Here is a 282-nt window from a genome sequence, read left to right as displayed (position 1 = left end):
CGCTCAAGAACTGAGCGGCTTTTCTTTTGCTTAAAGCCTAGAGAGCTTTAATCGCATTGATACGGTCCATACCACCGACAACCGGTGCAAAATCATCCCATACGGTTTTTGCACCAGCCTGCCACTGGTCATAATCTTCCGGCTGCAGAACCTGTGCACCATGCTCTTTGGCGGTGGTGATCGCTGCTGCTTCATCATCAACAATCAACTGGATGAAATAGATGGTGGCTTCCTGGGATGCCTCCTGCAGCACCTGCTGCTGTTCGGCACTCAGGCCGTTCC

1 pseudogene is annotated in these 282 nt (G+C 52.1%); it reads right to left on the bottom strand.

Annotation, left to right across the window (positions count from 1 at the left end):
- Positions 1 to 37: 37 nt before the first annotated feature.
- Positions 38 to 282 (bottom strand): annotated as a pseudogene (locus tag HBA93_RS20735) (TRAP transporter substrate-binding protein); the annotation flags it as partial.

Source organism: Ochrobactrum sp. SFR4, assembly GCF_019730395.1.
Lineage (GTDB): Bacteria > Pseudomonadota > Alphaproteobacteria > Rhizobiales > Rhizobiaceae > Pseudochrobactrum.
The sequence above is the reverse complement of the archived record's forward strand: the minus strand, read 5'-3'. Positions and strand labels throughout refer to the sequence as shown.